The organism is Halosaccharopolyspora lacisalsi, from assembly GCF_014137975.1.
Classification (GTDB): Bacteria; Actinomycetota; Actinomycetes; order Mycobacteriales; family Pseudonocardiaceae; genus Halosaccharopolyspora; species Halosaccharopolyspora lacisalsi.
This window is the reverse complement of record NZ_JACGWZ010000002.1, coordinates 104120-121218: the sequence shown is the minus strand read 5'-3', so window position 1 is coordinate 121218 and position 17099 is coordinate 104120. Positions and strand designations below refer to the sequence as shown.

Sequence of the window (17099 nt, the reverse complement as noted above, 5' to 3'; positions counted from 1 at the left end):
CGTCACGACACCGCGGCTGTCCGGGAGCGGCGACCGAGGAGCTGGTCGTCGACGACGGTGGTGATGATCTCGTCCAGGTCCCGGACCGGCCGGAATCCGATGAGTTCCCGCGCCCGGGAGCAGTCCGGCACCCGGAGCAGCATGTCCTCGTAGCCGGACCCGTAGGCCTCCTCGTAGGGCACGTACTCGACGGAGCTGGTCGAACCGGTCAGCGCGATCACCCGCGCGGCCAGTTCGGAGATCGTGACTTGGCTGCTGTTGCCCAGGTTCACCGCCAGCCCGTTCGCTCGGGGCAGGGTCGCCAACCGGATCAGTGCCGGCACCACGTCGTGCACGTGACAGAAGCAGCGCACCTGCTCACCGGTACCGAAGACGGTCAGCGGGGAGCCGTCGAGCGCCTGCCGCACGAACCTCGGCACCACCATCCCGTAGCGACCGGTCTGGCGAGGACCGACGGTGTTGAACAACCGCACGATCACCGCGCCCAGCCCGGACTCGCGTACGTAGCAGTCGGTGAGGCTCTCGTCGATGGCCTTGGCCTCCGAATAGGACCAGCGGGACTTCAACGGGGAGCCGACGACGCGGTCGTCGTCCTCGCCGAGACCGACCGTGGAGTTCTTGCCGTAGATTTCGCTGGTGGAGGCCAGCAGCAGGCGGGCACCGTGTCGATGCGCGGCGGCCAGGACGTTCTCGGTGCCGTGGATGTTGGTCATCAGGCTCTCGCGCGCGCGGTCGCGGATGACGAACGCGCCGACGGCGGCGGCCATGTGAAAGACCACGTCCACACCGCTGACCAGCTCGTCGACGGTCTCGGAGTCCAGGATCGTGCCTCGTACCAGGCGAAACCGGCTCCGCCCCAGCACCGGTGCCAGGTTCTCGTGAGCTCCCGTGCTGAGATCGTCGAGACCGACGACGCTGTGTTCGTCGGCGAGCAGCTGTTCGGTCAGGTGCGACCCGATGAATCCCGCGGCTCCCGTGACCAGTGCTCTCATTCTCGGCCTCCCGTACGTTCGGTGGTTCGGTCGCTCGGGGCCGGAGACGTCCCCGTGGTGGACTGTTCGCGTCGCTCCCGCAGCCGCTCGTAGAGGTCGTCGATCCTGCCGGTGACCGCCTCGATGCCGTACCGCTCGCGGACTGCGGGCTCTTCCGTGCGTGGCCGCACACTCGTCAGCTCGGTGGCGATCTCGCGACGCAGATCCTCGGCAGTGCCGGGTACCTGGCGCGCCCGGTCGGTCTCGACGTCGGCCAGGGCCGGACAGGTCGTGTACAGCGCCACCACACCGTTGGCCAACGCCTCCAGCACGGAGAGTCCGAAGGTCTCCTGCCGCGAAGGGGCCAAGAACAGGTCCAGAGCCGACAGGATCGCCGCCACGTCGTGACGTTGACCGGCGAAAACAACCTGATCGACGACACCGTGCTCCCTCGTCAGCCGCTCCAGCCGATCGCGGTCGGGACCGTCTCCGACGATCAGCAACCGTGCCCCGGAACGCAGCAGCGGGGCCGCGGCCTCGATGACCAGGTCGAAGCGCTTGTTCGGATCCAGCCGCCCGAGCACACCGATGAGACTGGACCGGGTGGGGATGCCGAACTCCTCGCGGATCCGCGCCCGGGCATCGGGATCGAAGGCGACCCGGTCGAAATCGACGCCGTTGGGAATCACCGTGATCTTGCGGGAGGGCACTCCCCAGTTCACCAGCCGTTCGGCCACCGTGTCCGACACCGCGATCGTGGCGTCCGAGCACAGCTCGGTACCGAGGTACAACCCGCGCACTCCGAGGGTCATGCGGCGGCGTTCCAGGTGCGTCTCACCGATGGAGTGCTCGGTGGTGACCACGGTCCGCCCACCGGCCATCTTCGCGGCGATCCGCCCGTACACGCACGCCCGGTACAGGTGCACGTGGACCACGTCGTAGTCGCCGCGCCGGATGAGATCGCGCAACCGCAGCACCGCCGAGAGCTGCGTGTTCCTCGTCATGCCCAGGTCGTGCACGCGGAAGCCGTCGTCGAGGATCATGTCGGCGACGGCGCCGGGGTTGTACAGTGCGACCACCTCGGCGTCGTGGCGCGTGCACCGCAGTATCGAACGCAACTGCAGTTCGGCACCGCCCACGCCCAGGCCCGTGATCACATGCAGTACTCTCACCGTTTTCCTCCTCCCACGGCGGGAGCGCGGCACCGCAGCACCGCGCCCGCCACGATCATCAGCGTTCGCATCACGATCACCACGTCCAACCACGGCGACCAGTACTCGATGTACTGGTTGTCGAACCGCGCCCGCTCGGCGATCGAGGTGTCTCCGTGCAGGCCGTGCACCTGCGCCCAGCCCGTCATTCCCCCGAGCATCCGATGCCGGTCGGCGTAGTGCGGGATCTCCCGAGCGAAGCGCTCGGCGTAGCGGGGACGTTCCGGGCGCGGCCCCACCAGGGACATCTCCGCCCGCACCACGTGCACCAGTTGGGGCAGCTCGTCGAAGTGCGTGACGCGCAACCACCGCCCCAGCCGGGTGCAGTGCTGCGGGGAGACGCTCCAGCCCCCGCCGCCGCTGTCGACGGTGCGCAGCTTGACGACCGAGGTCATCGCCCCGGTGCCGGTGACTCGCAGCTGGCGGAAGAACACCGCACCACCGCGGAGCCGGATCGCGCCCGCGAGCAACAGCGTCACCGGCGCCGTCACCGTAACCAGTACGGCTCCCATCAGCAGGTCGAAGACGCGTTTGGCACAGGCACCCGGCCCCGCACACCCCCACCGGCGCAGCGGTACGAGGGGGATCCCCCACACCTCGTCGAGACGACCGTGCGGGACCGCCATCCCCAGCTCGGCCAGTCGCGGCACCAGGCACACGTCGACGGCCGACGAACGGCAGGAGCGCAGCAGCGACGTCAGCTCCGCCTCGCTCATCGCGGGGTCGCACACGAGGACACGCGCGATGCCGTGCCGGACGATCACCTCGGGCAGCTCGGAGGGGTCCGCCAGCAAGGACTCCGCGGGCGCACCGCCGAGCCGATCCAGGAAACCGCACGGGCGCAATCCCAGTTCGGGATGCCGCTCGAGCAGCTCGGCGATCTCCACCGCCCTCGGGTCCGCGCCCAGCAGCACCACCGGCTGGAGCAACCGACCGCGCCGGTGCAGCACCCGGAGCACCTGGCACGCCGTGCTGCGCAGCACAATGATCACGGCGGTCGCGAGGAGCCCCAGCAACGCGATCGGCCCCGCCGGCCCCCACGGCAGCAGCACGACCAGCGGCAGTGTCGCCGCGGTGGCGACGCGCGGCACCTGCTCGCCGACACGCAGGCAGATCCGCAGGCGGTGCTGTCCCTCGGCGGCCAACAGCACCAGCACGGCGGGCACGTAGTACGCACCGAAACGAACGCTCGGTCCCACCGACAGGACCAGCACGGTCAACGCGAACGTATCGAGCAGGGGCAGGGTCAACACCGGACTCAGCCGCGCGAAGCGCCGGTTGGCCACGGAGTCGTCGAACCCCCCTGACACGGGCACCGATGTCCCGCCGGAAGGTTCGATCACCTCCCTGCCGTGGGCGACGAGCTTGGTCGGACTCATCTACCGACTCCCTGGAACGTGGCCGACCGAGGATTCGCCTCCGGCACCAACCGCCCGGCCACCTGCCGACTGGCGTAGTCAGCGCCGTAGACGAACCGCATGGCGGGACCGAAGGTGGGAGCCACCGAGGGGCCGATGAAGAACAGTCCCGGCACCGAGCTCTGGAAGTCCGCTCCGAGCTGGGGCGTGCGATCCAACGTCCGTATCCGGCTGCGCAGCCGTGTGCTCAGGAAGTTCAGGCGCCGCAGGTCCGGCGGAAAACCGGTGGCGGTGATCACGTGGTCGGCGCGAAGTTCGCAGGGCCGCCCGTCGGCCTGGGTCATCCCCAGCCTGACCCGGTCCTGCCGGGACCGAGCCCAGTCGACGGTGTGGCGGAGCAGCACGGGGAACTGGCCCTCCACCCGCTCACGCAGCCACCACGCCCCCGCCGGCCCGAGCGCGTTGCGTGCCCGGTTCGCCCGTACTGCCGGGGGCAGGTGCCGGAACAGCCACGGTTGTTCGGAGTAGAACCACGTCGTCAAGCCCGAGCCCAGTCCGGCCTCGGGTTCGCGTACCCGCCGGTGCAGGGACCGGTTCGCGGTCAGCGGAGGCCCGTTCCAGCGCACCTGCGAAGCTCTGGCCACCAACCGCACGTCGGCGCCGTTCTCGTGCAGCAGTGCCGCCGTCTCCAGGGCGGACTGACCCGCCCCCAGCACGATGACGTCCCGGCCGCGAAAACCGGACAGGTCGTCGTGAGCCGAGCTGTGCGAGCACAGGTGAGCCGGCAGCGCGGCGAGTTGGTCCGGTACGCGCGGGAAGTACTCGACACCGGTGGCGACCACCACGTTGCGGGCGCGGAACTCCTCGCCGTCGGCGAGGCAGACCTCGTAGTGACCTCCCACCCGGGTGACTCCGGTGACCAGCACTTCCTCCACGTCGGGAGCCCGGTGCTGCTGAAACCAGTGCCCGTACGAGACGAACGTTTCCAGCGACACCGGCATGCCGCGGTCGGAGTAGGGCCGCCCCGTCTGCCGGCAGAACTCGGCCAGCGTGTGGGTGCCGTCGGGGTCGGACAGGTTGGAGGCGAACCCCTGCGACTTGAGGTACATGCCCCGCGGCATGGCCCGGCGCCACAGGTTCATCGGGACCCCGAACTGGCGGTAGCGCACACCGTTACTTCGGAGATGGGCCGCCAAGGACAGTCCGTACGGCCCGGCACCCACGATGGCCACGTCGACGAGTTCGTTCATGGCTGGTCCTCCCCTACCGGTTGGAGCGACACGTCGTGTCGCGCGTTGTGTCCGTGCCGCCGGTTCCCGGCCGCTCGACCGGCCCGGTAGCGGGGTTGCTGCGGTGTCGACCGTCCGCGCCGCGGACCGCTGAGGGCTCGCCAGGACATCCGCAGGCACATCAGGCCGAACGGCAAGAGATCGTCGGAGGCCAACCACGCCACCTCGTCCACCCCCCGCAACGACGCCGCCCAGGAGCGCAGTCCGATCTCGCCGCGACGCCAGTAGCGCCAGGCGGCGAGCGGGTCGTAGTTCTCGACCAGGAACCGACGTTCTGCCACCGCGCCACCCGCGGCGACCCGCTGCCCCGTCAGATCGAGATAGGCGGCTCGTACCACGTCGATTCCCGCCTCGTCGCGAAACAGCCGGAACTGCGCTCCGAGCCGGGGATTGAAGTCCAGCAGCTTGTAGCTGCGGTCCCGCTGGTCCCAACGCAGGTCGATGTCGACGGTGCCCCGGTAGGACAGTCGCCCGAGCAGCTCCGTGACCCTGTCCCGAAGCTCGGTGTTGACCACCGACCGGCCGAGGCTGGTCAGTCCGGCACGAGCCGGGTAGGAACGCTCCTTGACCCCGGTGTGCGCGGACAGGCACGCACCGTCCGTGCCGCAGTAGCCGTGGAAGAACCAGTCACCGTCGCCGGTGATGAACTCCTGCAGGACGAGTCCGGCCCGGCCGCAGGCCCGGTACAGCTCGCACAAGCCCTGCTCCGTCTCCACGATCGTCGTACTGCGCACCCCCTGACCGGCGGATCGCCACGGTGTCGCGAGCTTGGCGACCAGCGGAAATCCCGTCCGTGCGGCGAAGTCCCGCGCCTGGTTCCAGGTTTCCGCCCGCACCCCCCGTGGGTGGGGGAACCCCACCGTCCGGCACAGCTCGTACATCGAGGACTTGCCCGCCAGCCGCCGTGGCAGCTCCGGATCCGGGGCGGCGAAGAGGAACCACCGGCGCAGCCGGGCGGCCTGCTCGGCCACGAAGATCGCTCCCGCGTCGTCGGTGGGAAGCAGCACCGCGGGGCGTCCGATGTGCTCGGCCAGCCGTTGCAGCCCCTCCAGCAGCCGGTCCGTCTCCTCCGGATCGGGGCTCCACAGCCAGCGGCCGTGCAGGTAACGCGAGTGCGCGGCCGGTGCGAGGGGATCCTCGTGCACGGTGTAGACCGGGACACCCAGCCGTCCCAGGCTGCGCACCACACCCAGTCCTCCGTGATGGAACACGTTCGGATCGAGTTTGAGCACCACGGCCGGAGTCGTGGTGTCGAGCTCCGTGGTGCGAACAGGTCTCATCGCCGAATCGGTCATCGTCGGGCTCCCCTCACACGATCTGGCGGTGCGGTGCGGCGTCGAACTGGTAGGTCGTGTCGAGGACCCGGGGGCAGGCGCGGACCCACTCGTAGTCGACACCGGGATGCACGGTGTGCACCACCGCGAGGTCCCAGTCCGCGGCCGAGAAGTCGGAGCGGCTGGACAGTTCCCGCCCGTCACGGAGCCGGACGTGGGGTACGAGCGGATCGTGGTAAGCGACGTCAACGCCGAGCTGCCGCAGTCCCGCGATGATCGGCAGGGCGGGCGACTCGCGGAGGTCGGATACTCCCGCTTTGTAGCTGACTCCGACGAGCAGCACCCGTGCCCGCCGGGGGTCCGTTCCGGACTCGGTCAGCATCTCGGCCACCCGGTCGACCACCCGCTGCGGACGCTGGTCGATCGAGCGCATCGCCTGCTCGATCAGGGGCGTCGGCCGGTTCCGGGGATCCAGTTGCCACAGCAGGTAGTGCGGATCGCACGGGATGCAGTGGCCGCCCACACCGGGTCCGGGGAAGCCTCCCAGGAAACCGTAGGGTTTCGTTCCCGCCGCGACGGTCACCTCGATCGGGTCCAGCTCGAACTCGCCGCACACGTCGGCGAACTCGTTGGCCAGCGACAGCGTGACGGCGCGGAAGATGTTCTCGTAGAGCTTGGTCAACTCCGCCGCCTCGGGAGAACTGACCAAGTACACCGAGTCGGTCATCCCCCCGATGACCCGAGCGGCCCGCGAGGAACAGCGGTGCGTGGCCCCGCCGACGACGCGAGGGGTGTCGCGGTGCCGGTGGTCGGGATTACCGGGATCGATGCGTTCCGGGCTGAAGGCCACGTGAATGTCGGTGCCCGCCACCAGTCCCCGCTGTCGCAGCGGCTCCACGAGCAGCTGGCGGGTGGTACCGACGAAGGTCGTGGATGCCAGGATGATCGTCTGGCCGCTGCCGGCCGCGGCCACCACGGTCCGGCACGCTTCGCGCAACGCACGCAGGTCAGGCTGATGATCCTCGTCGACCGGGGTGGGCACGCACAGGATGACGACGTCCATCTCGGACAGTGCGGAGCCGTCATCGCACAGTCGGAGTTCCCCGCTGGCGAGCGCGGTGGCCATCCACTCGCGATCCGCTTCCGGCAGGTCGACCTCACCACGACGGATGGCTTCCAACCTCCGGGGGCTGCTGTCGATGCCGACGATCGACGACCAGTTCCCCCCCAGCGCGCAAGCAGTGGGCAGGCCGACATACCCCAGTCCCACGATGGCCACCGACTCGGGAGGGGCCGCGTGTCCGTTGCCACCGGCCGGTTCACTGAACTCGACCAGGCGGTCTCGGAGCTGGCTTTCCCTACCGTTGATCGCGAGCGCGAGCGGGTGTTGCGCCACAGTTTTCCTCCCCAGATCGCCGTGGTGCGGATCCACGACGAGCTTGGCAGCCCGTGGCCGACAACTCCTCCCTCAACTGCGTGAGCTTGTCTACGTACTGCGCACGACTCGCGACCTCAGGTCATGGCGGAAATGCTTGGCCAGCAGTCGCCACGAGTGATCGTTGTCCCCCACGTACGTGCGCGGCAGGGCGTGTCGGCCACGCAGCTCGCTCCACCAGATCGCACACCCGTAGTCGTAACCGCCGGAACGCACCGCCTCCACCACGGCGGTGTTCGCCTCCCCGTACGGGTAGCAGAACCCCTCCACCTCGCGATCGGTGACGCGCTCCAGGACGCTGCGACTGTGCTCGACCTCCTCGTGCAGCTCCACGGAGCTCAACGCGCACAGCGGACGGTGCCACATGCCGTGCGACCCGACCTCCATACCCGCCTCGGCGACCTGCCGAACCTGTCGGGCGGTCATGAGTTCCTTGCGCGGACCACCGGCATCCCACTCGTTCGAACCGCCCAGACGCCCGGCGAGCACGAAGACCGTCGCGGTGCAACCATGACGCACCAGTGCTGGCGCGACGGTCTCGGCGAAGTCCGCGTAGCCGTCGTCGAACGTCAGACCGACCAGGCCGCGTGACCGACCACGCTCCCACGCGTACAACAGCTCACGGATCGAGGTGCCGCGAAGTCCGCGCCGCCGCAACCACCGCAGCTGGCGTTCCAACCGCTTCGGACTGACGGTCACCAGGTACGGGTCCCACGCCGGGCTCGCCACCGAGTGATACATCAGGATGTACGGAAGGGCACCGTCCCGCACGGTCCGGCGGGTACGGCGGGTGAACTGCTCGAGCATGGACCACTCCACGAGGTGCGGCGGATAAGCCGCACGGTACGTGGGAGCGGGCGGTCGGGACTCCCCTCGACGACGTAGTGAAACTACCGCGTTCGAGGGAACCCGGAACGTCTCTCCCGGAGTGGCCGCGGCGCGGTGCCCGCGATCACTCCGGGACGGACTCGTCTCAGATGGTCCAGGTGTCGTTTCCGGTGAGTAGTTTCTGCAGGTCGGGAGGGTTGTTCTCGGCGGCCTGGCTGGTCTGGCGCCGGGCCTGGTCGTCGTAGGTGGGCCGCTGGACGGAACGGAAGATTCCGGTCACGGTCGGATCCAGGTCCTGACCACCGAGCCGCGACAGGGCGAAGGCGTGCGCGCTGTCGTCGGCCTCGGCGTCGTGGACGACGACGTCGGACTCGTCGACCTCGGAGAGCTTGACCACCTGCAACTGGCCTCCGGAGTCGCGGACGACACCGTAGCGCTCGTCCTCGGGGCCGAAGGTGATCGGCTCACCGTGGGACAGCGGGATGAGGCGGCGCTGCTTCTCGTCGCTGTCCTTGAGGACGTCGAAAGCACCGTCGTTGAAGATCGGGCAGTTCTGGTAGATCTCCACCAGCGCGGAGCCGCGGTGGTTAGCGGCGGCCCGCAGCGTCTCGGTCAGGTGCGCGCGGTCGGAGTCCAGCGTGCGAGCCACGAAGCTGGCCTCGGCACCCAGCGCCAGCGACACCGGGTTGAACGGGGTGTCCAGCGAACCGACCGGGGTGGACTTGGTGACCATGCCCTGGTCCGACGTGGGCGAGTACTGGCCCTTGGTCAGCCCGTAGATCCGGTTGTTGAACAGCAGGATCGTGAGGTTGACGTTGCGTCGCAACGCGTGCACCAGGTGGTTGCCGCCGATGGACAGGGCGTCGCCGTCACCGGTGACCACCCACACGTTCAGGTCGGGCCTGGTGGTTGCCAGGCCGGTGGCGATCGTCGGGGCACGACCGTGGATGGAGTGCATCCCGTAGGTGTTCATGTAGTACGGGAACCGGCTGGAACAGCCGATGCCGGAGACGAACACGGTGTTCTCGCGCTTGATGCCCAGCTCGGGCAGGAACCCGCGCACTGCGGCCAACACCGCGTAGTCCCCGCAACCGGGGCACCAGCGCACCTCCTGGTCGCTGGTGAAGTCCTTGGCCTTCTGCTGCTCGTCGGTGGTGGGTACCTCGTCCAGTCCACCCAGCGCGGGAATACCCAGATTGGTCGTCACTGCTTGTCGACCCCCTGCACCATGTCGGTGAGCACGTTTTCCAGTTCCTCGGCTTGAAACGGCAGGCCCGCGACCCGCGTGTGGCTGACGGCGTCCACCAGGTAGCGCGCTCGCAACAGCATCGCCAGCTGGCCCATGTTCATCTCCGGCACCACCACGCGGTCGTAATGCCGCAGTACCTCGCCGAGATTGGCGGGCATCGGATTCAGGTAGCGCAGGTGCGCCTGCGCCACCGCCATTCCCCTCCCCCGCACGCGGCGGCACGCCGCTCCGATCGGCCCGTAGGAGGAACCCCAGCCGAGCACCAGCACCCGTGCCTGGCCCCCGGGGTCGTCGACGGCGACGTCCGGAACGGTGACCCCGTCGACCTTGCGCTGCCGCAGTCGCACCATCGTGTCGTGGTTGTCCGGGTCGTAGGAGATGCTGCCCTTGCCGTCGACCTTCTCCAGACCACCGACCCGGTGCTCGGCCCCCGGCGTGCCGGGGACCGCCCACTCGCGCGCCAGGGTCTCCGGATCCCGCAGGTAGGGCCAGAACTCCCCGGAACCGTCCGGAGCGTTGGGCTCGGTGGCGAACGACGTGCGCAGATCCGGCAACTCCGCGACGTCCGGGATCAGCCACGGCTCGGAGCCGTTGGCGGTTGCCCCGTCCGACAGCAGCAGCACCGGGGTGCGGTAGGTCAACGCGATCCGCACCGCCTCCAGTGCCACCTCGAAGCAGTCCGCGGGCGAGGACGGCGCCACCACCGGCACCGGCGACTCTCCGTTGCGCCCGTACAGCGCCTGCAACAGGTCGGCCTGTTCGGTCTTGGTCGGCAGTCCCGTCGACGGGCCACCGCGCTGGATGTCGCAGACCACCAACGGCAGCTCCAGGGACACCGCGAGCCCGATCGTCTCGGACTTCAGTGCCAGGCCCGGACCCGAGGTCGTGGTCACCCCCAACGATCCGCCGAAGGACGCCCCCAGCGCCGCGCCGACACCGGCGATCTCGTCCTCGGCCTGAAACGTGGTGACCCCGAAGTTCTTGTGCTTGGCCAGTTCGTGCAGCACGTCCGATGCCGGCGTGATCGGGTAGCTGCCCAGGAACACCGGTAGCTCGCTGCGTTGACCGGCGGCCACCAGCCCGTAGGCCAGTGCCTGGTTTCCCGTGATCTGACGGTAGGTGCCCCGCGGCAGGGTCGCCGGGGCGACCTCGTAGGTCACCGCGAACGACTCGGTGGTCTCCCCGTAGTTCCACCCCGCCCGGAACGCCAGGACGTTGGCCTCGGCGATGGCGGGCTTGCCGGCGAACTTCTCCCGCAGGAACGCCTCGGTGCGCTCGGTCGGCCGGTGATACATCCACGACAGCAACCCGAGCGCGAACATGTTCTTGGCCCGCTCGGCTTCCTTGCGCGACAGCCCCGTCTCGGCCAGCGCCCCCTTGGTCAGCTCGGCCATCGCCACACCGTGGACCGCGTACGGTTCGAGCTCACCGCTGTCCAGCGGGCTGACCTCGTAGCCGACCTTCTTCAGGTTGCGCTTGGTGAACTCGTCGGTGTTGACCACCAGCGTTCCACCGCGCGGCAGGTCGCCGATGTTGGCCTTCAGCGCCGCCGGGTTCATCGCCACCAACACGTCGGGGCGGTCCCCCGGCGTCAGGATGTCGTAATCGGCGAAGTGCAGCTGAAAGCTCGACACCCCCGGTAACGTGCCCGCGGGCGCGCGGATCTCGGCCGGATAGTTCGGCAGCGTGGCCAGGTCGTTGCCGAACGCCGCTGCCTCCGAGGTGAACCGGTCGCCGGTCAGCTGCATGCCGTCCCCGGAGTCACCCGCGAAGCGGATCACCACACGGTTCACCTTCCGGGCAGTCTCCCGTGACCCGCGGGCGTCCTCGGCTGGTGCCTGCTCCGCGGGCTGGTGCCCGTTCGTCGTCGCCACTTGATCCGTTCCCTTTCACCGGAAGTGCCCGTTGTCGTGAGGGCACTACGACCACTGCGCCGTCGTACCCCGGGCCACGGCAGCCGATCAACCACGACCCACCTCAAGAGCCTACTATCGGTAGCGCGGAACATCGAGCGGTTCATCTTTTCGAACCGCGGGATTCCTGTTTCTCAGTGACAACTCGAACCCATCGGAGTGAATCGGAGCACCTGCCGGACGGAAAACCCGAAAGCTCTCGCACAAAAAGTCGAAACCATTCCGCTCCGGCATTCACCGCCCCTGCCTCTCACCGCGACTCGCACCGGCGCAGACGCCTCGACGGGGACCACGGCGCGTTCCCGCGGAAGCCGTCGGGGAGCCGGCAGCACCACTCGGAATCATGCCCGACCTGGGAAGGAAGAAGCCGGACAACGGCAGTGACCCGACCGAACGGCGTCCCCTCGCGCACATCGCCACCGCAGGGCATGACCGGGCCCCACCCCCAGGGGCATCGCCGACGAGCCGAATCCTCCGTGCAAGCGGCGGGACATCCTGCGGGACGAACGACGACCACTCCTCCGGCCCGGAACGAACTCGCGGAAACAATTCCGGCACAACCGGCGGAAAGGGGACGCAAAACACGTCGCGCACTTCGAACGCACCGACGAAAAAGCGAGGTGTGACTTCGGCCATACCGGTCGATGCCCCGCGGTTCCGCCGTCCGTTCTCGTCTCGACCACGAGCACTCCCCCGACTTACTGAATCGATACGCCGGAAACCGGTGACCCTCCCAGAATATGAGACCCCAGTACCTCGGGCGTCCCGCCGCCGCGATCAGACGACGGCCGTGGTCAGCACCCCGGTGAAGGCCGTCATCTCGGCCTGCCGGTTCGCCGTGACCTGCTGAGCCAACCACTCCTCGACACCGGTGGAGTCCAGCTTCCCCTCCCGCAGGGCCTGGCGAACGGTCTCGCCCACGATCCGGTCCCAGACCTCGTGGTTCACCGCGAAGGCGTGCGGTTCGGCCCGCACGGAGACACCTCGCTCTGCCAGCAACGCGGGCAACCGACGGCCCGCCCACGGTTGCGGCAGGGAGGACTCCATGGCGGCACTGATCGACCGGACGGTCTCGGGAGAGCCCTCCCCGGGCGCGAGCAGGGTGGCACCGTAGTCCAGTTCGAACGACACCAAACGTCCACCGGGGCGCAGCAGGGACAACAGGGAGTCCGCGGCCTCGCCGAGGTCGTGCTGGTAGATCAGCACCCGCTCGGTACGCACCACGTCCACCGAACCGGCATCCAGTTCCGGCGCCAGCAGGTCCCCGGTGTGCCAGCTCAGGTTGCTCACCTCGGAGTCCGGCCGCTGCTGGCCCGCCTGGCGAACGAGAGCGTCGTTGCGGTCCAGGCCCACCACGTCGATCCCGGGGTGCTGCTCGGCCAGCCGCCGGGTCTCGATGCCCAGACCGCAGCCGGCGTCGACCAACCGTTCCCCGGCCCGCGGGGCCATCGCCGAACGCATCGCCTCGTGAATGCGCCGAATACCCGGCAGTTGGTCGACGGCGTGCAGGAAACCGCCGAGGGTGTCGGCGTCACCACGTTCCGGCCGGCGAAAACCGGCGTGCAGATCCGCTGTCACGGACTCGGTCATGACTGAACCACCATCTTCTTGACTTCTACCGGGTTCTGGACCGCCCCGAACAACCGCATCAGGTCGGCCACCCGCTGGATGCTGCGCGCGTGGAGGGTGATCGGGTAACGGCTGGGCGAAAGCACCGCCGCCACGTCGGGCTCGACCTTGAGCGCTCTTTGCAGCAGCCCACGCAGGACGGAGTCATCGGCACACTGCCGCTGTGCCTCGCGCAACGCCTTCTGGAAGGCCCGCACCGTACGAGGGTTGTCCCGGACGAAGCCGTTCATGGTGGCGTAACCGTCGATCGGGATCCCGGCCGTGGCGTCGGAAGCGGGGGCGAACATCGTCCGGGCCGCGTACTCGATCTTCGCCTGGGACAGGAAGGGCTCCGGCAAAAACGCCGCGTCGACGTCACCACGCTTCAGGGACGCGGCCATGTGCGGAAAGTCGAACTCGCGGTACGTCACTTGGTCCGGGCGAACCCCGGCGGCGCTCAGCTTCGAGTTCGTCATCAGTGTCGCGATATTGTCGATCGCGTTGACACCGATTGTTTCCTGGTTCAGGTCCTCGGTGTGGGTGAACGCGGAGTCCGGCAGGGTGACCACCGCGAAATTGTCCTCCGCCGCCCTGCTGCCCTCGGCGATGATCCGTGTCTGCTCCCCCTCGGCGTAGGCGCCGATCAGGGACACGTAGTTGCTGAACGTGATATCCAGTTCGCCCCGAACCAGCGAGGGAACCGCGAACTCACCACTCTGGATCTCGGAGAGCCGCACCGACAGGCCGACCTGCTCGAACAGGCCCTGCTCCAGGGCCAGGTAGAGGGGAGCAGCCCCCACGATGGGTAGTACTCCGACTCGGACCTCCGGCTTTTCGAGCCCTTCCACCGGTTCCAGTTCCGAGTCCGATCCCTGTCCGGTGAGTCCGCACCCGGATACGGCGAGTGAGCTCCCCACGGCGGCCAGAAAACGGCGACGGGTCAATGAACTGCGCGACACGGTTCGCACGCTAACGGACGGCGATTCACGACGACGAAGCGCGCCCAGGGCGACTGAGTCGACATCCAGATAAGCACAGCGACATAACACCAGGTCGCACGAAACATCACCCACACCTGCTATGACCCACACCACCGGAACAAAAGTGATGAAATAGTCAATAGCGACAAAACACCGTTAGCAGTTGTGACCAAGGACACCGCCCAGGTGGATCATCGTCCACATGGTGGTCGCCCTTCTCCTCCGGCGGTGCCGCGATCTTTCGAGCCGTCCGAACGTCCCCGACTGTGACAGGATGTTGATATGGACGAGTCAGCACCGCGCGAGGACTCTCCCGACCACGGCGGCGCGGGCGAGTACGGCGGCGGGGATCCGGCACTTGCCGAGGACATGCGCAGCAAGTCCGCCGGATGGCTGCTGGTGGCCGAGCAGTTCCACCCGGACGTCGACACGGCCTGCGACAGGCTGGACGAGCTCGGCTTCGACTCCACCTGGCTGCGGGGGCTCAAGTCCCACCTCCGCCAGCAAGCGCTGTTGCTGCACAGCATGCTCGCGGCCCAAGCCCGCGCCTACGAGGACATGCTCGCCGCCGGAGGCCCGAACGACCCCGAGGCCTACTCGCAGTACAAAATGGCCACGGACTTCAACCTCGCACTGTTGGCCCGTCCCGACGAAGGCGACGAATCCGGCGAGCACCCCGGCGAGAATCGCTGATCAGCCGAGACGGAAACGAACCGGCTGCCCCGGACGCAACTGGGCGGCACGATCGACGTCCTCGGATGTCGCGGTCGCGATCACCGAGTACCTCCCGGTGACGGGGTGGTCGGCTGTTCGGAGGGGGAACCTGCACCGCTCCCGCGACCATGCCCTCACTGGGCAACTCCCGATCGGTGGCACGCTCCAGGACCGGCCCGGACAGTCGCATTCCGATCCGGTCGCTGGCCGTCGTGACCTCGTAGGCCTCGGTGACCAGCGCTTTCAGCGCCGCATCGGTGAACCAGTCCTGCCGCGGTCCCGGCACAGCCCGCAACGGCACCTCACCGCTGCTCGGCAGCGGCACCGGAGCGACCTCCACGGTCGGTACGGAGCCCGGCGCCGCCCCGACGGGAACGGGCGTTCCCACCGCCAGCGGACCGGGCCCCAGTCCGGAGAGCGCGTCGGTACTGCGGGAACCGAGCACCGGTTCGACCGCGACACCGCCCCGCACGGCGAGATAACTGCGCAGGCCACTGGCCGGCGTGCCCAACCGCACTCCGGTACCCGCCCGCACCCGGAGCACGGTGTTCACCGAGGCGCCGTACCCGCCCACCTCGACCGGGCACGGGGCACCGGTCACCGCGACCGTCGCGTCCGAGCGGGCGAGCAGTTCCCGCCCACCCGACGTCGTCTCGATCGCCGCGGCGGACTCGTCGTTGCCCACCAGCCGGTTCGCCAGCGTCAACGCGGACCGATCGGCCGCACCGGACGGGCCGACTCCCATGCTCGCCAGACCGGGCCGTCCCAGGTCCTGCACGGTCGACAGCGGGCCGGGCCGCGTGACTTCCAGCGCGTGCTCCGGGGCGCTCACCCGGTCACCCCCTCGAACCGCACTCGTACGCCGGGACGCAGCAGGGCGGGAGGATTCCGATCGGTGCGCCAGACCTCGACGTCGGTGTGGCCGATCAGTTGCCACCCGCCCGGCGAGCGGCGCGGGTAGATGCCGCTGAATTCCCGGCGAGCCCGACGGCTCCCGCGGGCACCCGCGTCCGTGGCTCGTCGCGCCGAGGCACCCGCAGCCGGGAGTCCCCTCCGGCGAGATAGCCGAAGCCGGGAGCGAAACCACCGAAGGCCACCGTCCACACGGTGCCCGTGTGTGCCTCGATCACCTCTCGTTCGGACAGTCCGGTCGACCGGGCGACCTCGGTGAGGTCGGCACCGTCGTAAGTCACGGGAACCGTCAGGTCACCGCCGTCCTCGAGAGTGCCCGAACGGGACCGGGCGCTTTCCACGGCACACCGCACGGCCTCGGGATCGGCAATCCGGGGATCCAGCTTCACCAGCAGTGTCCGAGCGGCGGGAACCAGGTCGGTGCCCCCGGCGGGCAGCTCACCGGCGAGAGCGGCGTAGAGGCCGAGCACGGCGTCGAGATCGTCGAGCTCCACCAGCAGGCCGGTGTCCGCGCACCGCAGCATCCGCACGAGTGATCATCCCGAAACGTTCGGGGAGGCGAACGCGGCGAGTTCGACACCGTCGGCTTCGAGCCCCTCCCGAACGGCGCGGGCGGCGGCAACCGCGCCAGGACTGTCCCCGTGCACGCAGATGGAGTCGGCCGACACGCGGATCATCGACCCGTCCTCGGCCTCGATCTCCCCCCCCCGCGCCAGGCGCACGCACCGTCGGTTGATCGCCTCGGGCTCTTCGAGCACGGCGCCCGGTTCGCCCGGGGAACGAGAGTGCCCCGGCGAGTGTAGGCCCGGTCGGCGAAAGCCTCCCGGAACACCGGCAGGCCCGCCCGCTCCGACAGCTCCAGCCAGTACGAACCCGGCAGGCCGAGGACGGCCAGTCGGTCGTCGTAGCGACGTACCGCCTCGACCACGGCGACGGCCTGTTCACGGTGGTCCACGATCGCGTTGTAGAGGGCTCCGTGCGGCTTGACGTAGGTGACCTCGGTTCCGGCGACCCGGGCGAAGGCCGACAGGGCGCCCAGCTGGTAGAGCACGTCGTTGGTCAGCTCGGCCGGGTCCATGTCGATGAACCGGCGTCCGAATCCCGCCAGATCACGGTAGGAGACCTGAGCTCCCAGCGCTACGCCTTCCACCGCGGCACGCTCGCAAGTCCGCCGCAGAATGCTCGGATCCCCCGCGTGGGAACCACAGGCCACGTTGGCGCTGGTGACCGTGGTCAGCAAGGCGGCGTCGTCACCGAGACTCCAGCGCCCGAAGCCTTCGGCCAGATCCGAGTTCACGTCGATGCGCATCCTGGTTCCTCCCGGCTGTCCACCGTCACGGGAACTGTCCGGTGACCG

12 protein-coding genes and 3 pseudogenes are annotated in these 17099 nt (G+C 68.9%); 1 reads left to right on the top strand and 14 read right to left on the bottom strand.

Going from position 1 to position 17099, the window contains the following annotated elements:
* Window positions 1-2: 2 nt before the first annotated feature.
* The 11 genes from FHX42_RS08345 to FHX42_RS08295 form a co-directional block, all read right to left on the bottom strand.
* Entirely contained in the window at window positions 3-992 is a 990-nt protein-coding gene (locus FHX42_RS08345; protein ID WP_182543679.1) for an NAD-dependent epimerase/dehydratase family protein, read from the bottom strand.
* Complete coding sequence (locus FHX42_RS08340; protein ID WP_182543678.1) at window positions 989-2143, bottom strand: glycosyltransferase; 1155 nt, start codon at window positions 2141-2143, stop codon at window positions 989-991. The genes FHX42_RS08345 and FHX42_RS08340 overlap by 4 nt, the downstream gene beginning before the upstream one ends.
* Window positions 2140-3561 (bottom strand): sugar transferase, encoded by a 1422-nt coding sequence (locus FHX42_RS08335; protein WP_182543677.1) that lies wholly within the window; start codon window positions 3559-3561, stop codon window positions 2140-2142. The genes FHX42_RS08340 and FHX42_RS08335 overlap by 4 nt, the downstream gene beginning before the upstream one ends.
* Window positions 3558-4790 carry an NAD(P)-binding domain-containing protein gene (locus FHX42_RS08330; protein ID WP_182543676.1) on the bottom strand — a complete coding sequence of 411 codons (1233 nt, stop codon included), beginning with the start codon at window positions 4788-4790 and terminating at the stop codon, window positions 3558-3560. Before FHX42_RS08330 ends, FHX42_RS08335 begins: the two co-directional genes overlap by 4 nt.
* Window positions 4787-6124, bottom strand: coding sequence for a carboxylate--amine ligase (locus tag FHX42_RS08325; protein ID WP_182543675.1), 1338 nt, complete (start codon window positions 6122-6124; stop codon window positions 4787-4789). The genes FHX42_RS08330 and FHX42_RS08325 overlap by 4 nt, the downstream gene beginning before the upstream one ends.
* A gap of 13 nt (window positions 6125-6137) precedes the next feature.
* On the bottom strand, window positions 6138-7499 hold the full coding sequence (locus FHX42_RS08320) for a nucleotide sugar dehydrogenase (protein WP_182543674.1): 1362 nt from the start codon (window positions 7497-7499) through the stop codon (window positions 6138-6140).
* A gap of 90 nt (window positions 7500-7589) precedes the next feature.
* The gene (locus tag FHX42_RS08315; protein WP_220480079.1) at window positions 7590-8345 is read right to left on the bottom strand and encodes a polysaccharide deacetylase family protein; all 756 of its coding nucleotides are present in this window, start codon (window positions 8343-8345) and stop codon (window positions 7590-7592) included.
* A gap of 166 nt (window positions 8346-8511) precedes the next feature.
* A complete protein-coding gene (locus tag FHX42_RS08310; RefSeq protein ID WP_182543673.1) occupies window positions 8512-9573 on the bottom strand; it encodes a 2-oxoacid:ferredoxin oxidoreductase subunit beta in 1062 nt (353 codons plus the stop codon).
* Window positions 9570-11363 (bottom strand): 2-oxoacid:acceptor oxidoreductase subunit alpha, encoded by a 1794-nt coding sequence (locus tag FHX42_RS08305; protein ID WP_220480141.1) that lies wholly within the window; start codon window positions 11361-11363, stop codon window positions 9570-9572. Before FHX42_RS08305 ends, FHX42_RS08310 begins: the two co-directional genes overlap by 4 nt.
* 942 nt (window positions 11364-12305) lie before the next feature.
* Window positions 12306-13118, bottom strand: a complete 813-nt coding sequence (locus FHX42_RS08300; protein WP_182543671.1) for a methyltransferase domain-containing protein — start codon at window positions 13116-13118, stop codon at window positions 12306-12308.
* Window positions 13115-13984, bottom strand: a complete 870-nt coding sequence (locus tag FHX42_RS08295) for an ABC transporter substrate-binding protein (protein WP_328796053.1) — start codon at window positions 13982-13984, stop codon at window positions 13115-13117. The genes FHX42_RS08300 and FHX42_RS08295 overlap by 4 nt, the downstream gene beginning before the upstream one ends.
* Before the next feature lie 414 nt (window positions 13985-14398).
* On the opposite strand from FHX42_RS08295, the gene FHX42_RS08290 reads away from it, so the two are divergent.
* Complete coding sequence (locus FHX42_RS08290) at window positions 14399-14809, top strand: hypothetical protein (RefSeq protein ID WP_182543669.1); 411 nt, start codon at window positions 14399-14401, stop codon at window positions 14807-14809.
* On the opposite strand, the pseudogene FHX42_RS08285 reads toward FHX42_RS08290, so the two are convergent.
* The 3 pseudogenes from FHX42_RS08285 to FHX42_RS08275 all read right to left on the bottom strand — a co-directional run bounded on the left by FHX42_RS08285 (window position 14810) and on the right by FHX42_RS08275 (window position 17051).
* Window positions 14810-15662 (bottom strand): annotated as a pseudogene (locus FHX42_RS08285) (5-oxoprolinase subunit C family protein).
* A pseudogene (locus FHX42_RS08280) lies at window positions 15659-16272 on the bottom strand (5-oxoprolinase subunit B family protein). Before FHX42_RS08280 ends, FHX42_RS08285 begins: the two co-directional pseudogenes overlap by 4 nt.
* Before the next feature lie 6 nt (window positions 16273-16278).
* Window positions 16279-17051 (bottom strand): annotated as a pseudogene (locus tag FHX42_RS08275) (LamB/YcsF family protein).
* Window positions 17052-17099 lie beyond the last annotated feature (48 nt).

Bases quoted from the DNA above. Each gene is read 5' to 3' on its own strand.
- FHX42_RS08345 (WP_182543679.1), bottom strand. From the start codon at position 992: ATGAGAGCACTGGTCACGGGAGCCGCGGGATTCATCGGGTCGCACCTG.
- FHX42_RS08335 (WP_182543677.1), bottom strand. From the start codon at position 3,561: ATGAGTCCGACCAAGCTCGTCGCCCACGGCAGGGAGGTGATCGAACCT.
- FHX42_RS08330 (WP_182543676.1), bottom strand. From the start codon at position 4,790: ATGAACGAACTCGTCGACGTGGCCATCGTGGGTGCCGGGCCGTACGGA.
- FHX42_RS08325 (WP_182543675.1), bottom strand. From the start codon at position 6,124: ATGACCGATTCGGCGATGAGACCTGTTCGCACCACGGAGCTCGACACC.
- FHX42_RS08315 (WP_220480079.1), bottom strand. From the start codon at position 8,345: ATGCTCGAGCAGTTCACCCGCCGTACCCGCCGGACCGTGCGGGACGGT.
- FHX42_RS08305 (WP_220480141.1), bottom strand. From the start codon at position 11,363: ATGCAGCTGACCGGCGACCGGTTCACCTCGGAGGCAGCGGCGTTCGGC.
- FHX42_RS08300 (WP_182543671.1), bottom strand. From the start codon at position 13,118: ATGACCGAGTCCGTGACAGCGGATCTGCACGCCGGTTTTCGCCGGCCG.
- FHX42_RS08290 (WP_182543669.1), top strand. From the start codon at position 14,399: ATGGACGAGTCAGCACCGCGCGAGGACTCTCCCGACCACGGCGGCGCG.